Origin of the sequence: Photorhabdus hindustanensis (assembly GCF_002968995.1) — a bacterium.
GTDB classification, from domain to species: Bacteria; Pseudomonadota; Gammaproteobacteria; order Enterobacterales; family Enterobacteriaceae; genus Photorhabdus; species Photorhabdus akhurstii.
In genome coordinates this window covers 1-6001 of record NZ_PUWT01000085.1, presented here as the reverse complement: position 1 = coordinate 6001, position 6001 = coordinate 1, and the positions used below count along the sequence as shown (strand labels likewise).

The window sequence follows — 6001 nt, the reverse complement described above, 5'->3', positions numbered from 1 at the left end:
TGCTGCGGTCACAAAATGCTGGAAATGCCGCTGCGTAAGCGGCTCTGGCAATGCCCTTTCTGTCGAGTCGAACATGACCGCGATATCAATGCGGCGCTCAACATCGAGCGCAAGGGCATAACAGAATTACAGGCGGCGGGACTCGTCGTCTCTGCCCACGGAGGCCAGCGTAAATCCGTCATAAAGACGGTGGCGGCCTGAGAAGTGGGAAGCCTCGCCGTTTTTACGGCGGGGAGCAGTCACCTTAAGCGCTTTACGGACAGATGTTGGGATAGTTGTCTGGCTGCGACGGGTAAGTTTGGATTCTGCACTAACTTCGAACTCAACATTTGGTAAGACGTGCATATTTCTACCTCGTTATGCTGATTTGAGAATCTGCTTAACGAAATGTAATGCAAATACATTGTACTGGCAATATATCTATATTATCGCTTCATGCCGACTTCCAAGTGTTAAGTTTTTCAGTTTATTACATTGAATAACAATAAAATTAATCAACCGAAATTCGACTAAATCCCTCTGTGAGATCATCAATCAAATCTTGAACATTCTCCAGCCCGACATGCAGGCGAAACAGGGTACCCGTTCTTTGTGGCGCACCGTACTGGCGTATTATTTTTATCTCTTCTGGTTGATAACCCAGGATCAAAGATTCAAAACCGCCCCATGAGAATGCCATTTTAAAGTGGTGAAAATTATCCAGATAATCGGTAAATTGCTGCGGGGTTAATTTCTCTTTCAACTGAAAAGAGAACAGACCATTACTGCCGCTGAAATCACGGATGAAATTCTTGTGACCGGGGCAGGAAGGCAGAGCCGGATGATAGACTGAGGCGACTTCGGTTCGTTGTTGCAGCCAGCGAGCGATTTCAATACTGCTTTTTTCATGCTGTTTCAGGCGAATAGCTAAAGTACGTAATCCACGACTGGCCATATAAACCGTATCGGCATCTGCCATTTGTCCCATCAAATAAGAACTCTCTCGCAGTTGTACACAACAGCGTTCATTAGCCACCGCAATCCCTAACATTGCGTCTGAGTGACCAATAATATATTTGGTGCCTGATTGAATCGAAATATCGATGCCGAATTCTAGTGCTTTAAACAGCACGCCTGCGGACCAGGTATTATCGATCATGATGACAATATCTGGATTGACGCGCCGTACTGCACGGACAATCGCGGGAATATCCTGTACTTCCATCGTGATGGAGCCAGGGGACTCAAGAAACACCACTTTGGTATTGGGCTTAATCAGATCAGCAATCTCCTCGCCAATCATGGGATCGAAATAATCAGTGGTAATATTCATCCGTGACAATATCTTGTCGCAGAAGCCTTGCGTCGGGTCATAAGCCGAACCGGTTAATAGAATATGATCACCGGCGGCGGCAAAAGCGAGAATGGCATTACTAACCGCGGCAGCGCCAGAAGGGTAAAGCATACAGCCTGCGCCACCTTCCAGTTCAGCCATTGCTGCTTGAAAAGAGAAATGAGTCTGTGTACCACGGCGGCCATAAAATAGTTCACCTTTGGCCCGGTTTTGCGTCGCCTGTCTTTTGGCGGCGACAGAATCGAAGATCACCGATGATGTTCGCTGAATGATTGGATTGACTGCGCCTTGAGTAAATTTTTGGCTTCTACCTGCATTGACCAGTGAAGTTTCCAGTTTTTTTTTCTGCCATGATCCATTGCTACCTTGAACACTTCAATTTTTGAAATGGTGTAAAAAAATAGAGTTAACACGTTAAAAGATTTAGACCTTTTTGTACAAAGGGATTAGAACAACTTGACGAAAATTCATTCTGATTACCTGTGATTGGAGGCTCCTTAGCTTTATTTTGTGAAGGGGTAATACTTTTTTATTAAACAATAATGATAATTACTATCAAATCACTTAAGGTTTGATATTATCAGCCTGCATTTTCATTCAATCTGGTGAAGATGAGTGAAGACTCGGTATAAATTAAGGTTAGTGAGATGACGAACAGTAATTCACGGCTAAATAACAAGGTTTATAGCAAAGGGAGTAAAGGCCAACTGATGCGAAATTTGACTGCTTCAATAATATTAGCGTTCGGGCTGACAGGTTCAGCATTGGCTGATACAGCACCTGCATCGGCAACAGACAACAATACTACGGCAAAAACCGCCCAAATTGCAGGTTCTACTCCGGCAACGACGGGTACAACCGCACCACCTGCAAATCAGATTGCACCGCAAACGGCACCTGCGACGGAGGCCGCCCAAGTGACGCCGGTTGCGACGGATGAGGTTGCACCTAACGTTCCTGCTGATGAAGCCAGCCTTTCCAGCGGCTTTGCGACTGATCTGTCTATTTGGGGCATGTATCAGAACGCCGACGTTGTTGTTAAGACCGTGATGATTGGTCTGGTGATCGCTTCTGTGATTACCTGGGCCTTATTCTTCTCAAAAGGCACAGAACTGTTGGCTGCTGGTCGTCGTTTACGTAAAGAGCGACTGGCTTTGGCGGAAGTGAAGAGTCTTGATCAGGCTGCGGAAATTGCCGAAGGTTTCAACAAACTCAGTATCAGCCGTTTGTTACTGGGTGAAGCACGGGCAGAACGCCAGTTATCTTCCGAGAGTACTGATCTGAATAGCACAAAAGAGCGTGCTGCTTTCCGTATGGAGCGTTCGGTTGCGGCGATCAGCCGTCATATGGGGCGTGGTAATGGCTACCTAGCAACCATTGGGGCGATCTCTCCTTTCGTTGGTCTGTTTGGTACGGTATGGGGCATCATGAACAGCTTTATCGGTATTGCTCACTCACAGACAACTAACCTCGCGGTTGTGGCGCCGGGTATTGCGGAAGCCTTGTTAGCAACAGCGCTTGGGCTGGTGGCGGCGATTCCTGCCGTTGTAATTTATAACATCTTCGCCCGAATGATCACTGCTTACCGTGGTCAGGTTGGTGATATGGCGGCACAGTCACTATTACTGCTTGGCCGTGATCTGGATTTAGCAAATAGCAAGACAAGGTGATTTATGGCAATACGTCTTAATGAAGATTTGGACGATAGCGGCGAATTGCACGAAATCAACGTCACACCATTTATTGACGTGATGTTGGTGTTATTGATTATCTTCATGGTAGCAGCGCCACTGGCAACCGTTGATATTAAAGTGGATCTACCTGCTTCGTCGGCAAAACCGCAGCCACGTCCAGAAAAACCGGTATTCTTGACGGTTAAGGCTGATCGTCAGCTTTATGTCGGTGATCAACAGGTCGATCATGATACTTTGGCAGCGGTATTGGATCAGACCACCCAATCTAATAAAGAGACCACCATCTTCTTTCAAGCTGATAAAACCGTGGATTATGAAACACTGATGAGTGTGATGGACTCTTTGCGTAAATCGGGCTATTTGAAAGTGGGGTTGGTGGGAATGGAAGCGGTTTCATCGGGTTAATTGTCACTGATTCTTCTATTGATTAACCGCGCTGGAAAGCGCGGTTGAGATAAAATGATAATTGGTTTGTATTAATTAAGAGCTTAATTTAAACAGGATGAGGGATAATCACGCTATTCTGGATCGATAAGAAAACATCGAAATGACATTTACAGAATCTGTCTGATCATGAAGCTCATAAAGTGAATTATCGTTAGCCAATTCAAGCAGCATTGGCACTGTAATTTTTAAACGCTTTGCTAATGCTTCAATATCAATACAAACATCATTAATAAGTACTTTTATTGCTCGATGAAATAATTCAGGTTTTTCATGGGGAATAAGATAATCCTCTTTTTCCTCAATAGCTTCTCCCTTACGTTTAAGCCCCAAAAAAGCCGTTTTGTATTGCGTATCGCTTAAAAGGGAAAGCTGATGCGCCCGATAAATAATTGCGGCTTTACTTACTTTCCAGGTTAACTTGAACTCGCTTAGACCTCGCCAATTGATTCTCCCGCCTATCGGGGCAGGGAAATATTTAGCCATTGCACTTCGTGGTAAAAGTAGGGCAGAGGCAAATTGGTTGGCTTGAGATTCGGTTATTCTGTCACCGGTAGATATTCCGCCGTGTAACACAAGATGTCCAATTTCATGTGCAATATCAAACCGTTGTCGGCATGGTGACTTCTTGGCTGTATTTCTGACAATGAAAGGTCTATCTAATGGAACGGATAACGCGTCAACATCATCAGATACCGAGTCAAACGAGGTGACAAATGCACCTAGCTTTTCAGCCAAGCGAGTCACATTTTCAATTGGCCCAAACCCTAATCCCCAATCAATCCGACATTTTTCTGCTGCTCGTTCAACTTCTTCCGGGGAATTTGCTTTTAATTCAGGAAATAACACCGGGGGTAAATTTAGGTTTTCTTCAAAAACAACGATTAATCGCCTATATAACTCAGCCTTTGCAAGTGCTGCTAATTTTGTTGCTACTCTGATTGCGCTGCGTTTACGGAAATGAACAATCTCCTCGTTCACAGGAGATTGTACTTGGGTTTCAAAAAACGCAGGAGTAACCTGCAATACAGTCGCTAATTCATTAGAAAGTTCATTAGTGGGCACAGCAAAGCCGGATTCCAGCCGCTGAATATATTGGCGGGTTTTATTAACCTGCTCAGCCACTTGCTCAAGAGATAGCTCGTGATACAGACGAGCTAATCGCAAATTAGAACCATTGAACACTTGTCACCTACTTGTTATTGCGCTTGTTTTCTCTGGATTTATCAGGCACCGCAGCACTGATAGGATCCAATTCGATTGTTACCGCAGATGGCGGTGTGTTGTCTGTAGAATGCAGCACAGAAATTTTGCTGTTATCGTAAGTCCATTGAGACAACATTTCTTCATGCTCGTTGTAACCAGCAAAATGAACTTGTGCGCCTTCGCCTTCAAACTGGGGTTTTTCTACAATAAAGCGCCATATTGTTGGTATCGTGATTTCTGGCGCCCAGAGTTGGTCTACACTATTACGGCGAAAGAAGCCTGATTTTTTGGGATTTTCTGGGTCATCAGTAAAAAAACGAAGCGGGATTGTTTCTATTTCGATGGTCGTATCCATACCAGGATTAGTTAGTTTCAGCCAATCATAAGTACCTTTCATGCAGAGCTGGATAAGACATTGCCTTTGTCGGCCAAATGTACAGGTACCTCGGGTATAATTATCATCTAATGGTGTAGAAAGCTGCTCATAGGTATGATCAAGCACATTGAGTAATTCTTTTGCAATGATACTTAAACGTTCTTCACTTAACTGCGGATGAAATTCCCAAGGGTAGCGGATGTTTGGCATTTGCTGTTTTCTCTAAAGGTGCAAAAATTCAAGTTTGTCAACCTTGATGTTGGTGCAATTTTCCAATTTTGTCAATCTAACATCATCTAAATTGTTTTTTGATGTACTTCAAATCGAACAAATCATATGGTTGTTTATTACCATTTATGTTTATTTCTTTTAGTTAATTGCCATCTAATCCCATTTAATTTCCACTTCTAACTGGAAAAAATTGGCCTCCAAAGAGTGAATTAAAGAGAGTAGAGTGATTTTATTGGGGAAAATAGGTAATCGATAAATATCTATGATATCAATGCGGCGCTCAACATTGAGCGCAAGGGCACATCAGCATTACAGGCGGCGGTTCTGCCTAAAGCCAATTTTCCTTGTTGCCGATGTAGTTGATAGATCGCATTTGCCAAAATTCTCCCTCCAGATGCCCCTGGTGGGCGGCCCAGAGAAATGGCTCCTCCATTACAGTTAACATGAGGAGCATCTCATTGAATTTTAGCAAAATCCGCCGTAAACCCTCGCCCAATGCGGGCGGTGATATAAGGCGAAAAGCCCGCAGGGCTTTCAGGTTATTAACCATCACGTTCACTGGCAGCCCGGGGGGGACACGGCCAAAAAAAGCGGTTAAAATACATAAACTATCCCGATGAGCGCTGATGATGTTAAGAGCCACCAAAGTCCGCATTTACCCGACACCCGAACAGGCTGATTATCTCAATGCTCAGTTCGGTGCGGTCCGTTTCGCGT

General features: G+C 44.3%; 7 protein-coding genes and 1 pseudogene. 4 read left to right on the top strand and 4 right to left on the bottom strand.

The window, feature by feature from the left end:
• Positions 1-201: zinc ribbon domain-containing protein (locus C6H66_RS23080; RefSeq protein ID WP_146111105.1), on the top strand; the 201-nt coding region annotated here is incomplete at its 5' end.
• Positions 202-490: 289 nt separating this feature from the next.
• On the opposite strand, the gene metC is transcribed toward C6H66_RS23080, so the two are convergent.
• Positions 491-1669, bottom strand: a complete 1179-nt coding sequence (metC, locus tag C6H66_RS23070; protein ID WP_105396840.1) for a cystathionine beta-lyase — start codon at positions 1667-1669, stop codon at positions 491-493.
• Between the two features lie 374 nt (positions 1670-2043).
• Here metC and exbB point away from each other — a divergent pair, with 374 nt between their 5' ends.
• Positions 2044-3003 (top strand): tonB-system energizer ExbB, encoded by a 960-nt coding sequence (gene exbB / locus C6H66_RS23065; RefSeq protein ID WP_105396841.1) that lies wholly within the window; start codon positions 2044-2046, stop codon positions 3001-3003.
• Positions 3004-3006: 3 nt separating this feature from the next.
• A complete protein-coding gene (gene exbD, locus C6H66_RS23060) occupies positions 3007-3432 on the top strand; it encodes a TonB system transport protein ExbD (RefSeq protein WP_015835631.1) in 426 nt (141 codons plus the stop codon).
• Between the two features lie 108 nt (positions 3433-3540).
• Here exbD and C6H66_RS23055 read toward each other — a convergent pair whose 3' ends face one another.
• The 3 genes and pseudogenes from C6H66_RS23055 to C6H66_RS23045 form a co-directional block, all read right to left on the bottom strand.
• Positions 3541-4656: a helix-turn-helix domain-containing protein gene (locus C6H66_RS23055; RefSeq protein ID WP_105396839.1), complete on the bottom strand. Its 1116-nt coding sequence runs from the start codon at positions 4654-4656 to the stop codon at positions 3541-3543.
• Between the two features lie 7 nt (positions 4657-4663).
• Positions 4664-5263 (bottom strand): hypothetical protein, encoded by a 600-nt coding sequence (locus C6H66_RS23050; RefSeq protein WP_105396838.1) that lies wholly within the window; start codon positions 5261-5263, stop codon positions 4664-4666.
• Positions 5264-5544: 281 nt separating this feature from the next.
• Positions 5545-5721: pseudogene (locus tag C6H66_RS23045) on the bottom strand (hypothetical protein); the annotation flags it as partial.
• 192 nt (positions 5722-5913) lie between these two features.
• Here C6H66_RS23045 and C6H66_RS23035 point away from each other — a divergent pair.
• Positions 5914-6001: helix-turn-helix domain-containing protein (locus C6H66_RS23035; protein ID WP_181150278.1), on the top strand; the 88-nt coding region annotated here is incomplete at its 3' end.

Excerpts from the sequence above, each read along its gene's own strand:
- C6H66_RS23050 (WP_105396838.1), bottom strand. The coding sequence starts at position 5,263 with ATGCCAAACATCCGCTACCCTTGGGAATTTCATCCGCAGTTAAGTGAA.
- exbB (WP_105396841.1), top strand. The coding sequence starts at position 2,044 with ATGCGAAATTTGACTGCTTCAATAATATTAGCGTTCGGGCTGACAGGT.
- exbD (WP_015835631.1), top strand. The coding sequence starts at position 3,007 with ATGGCAATACGTCTTAATGAAGATTTGGACGATAGCGGCGAATTGCAC.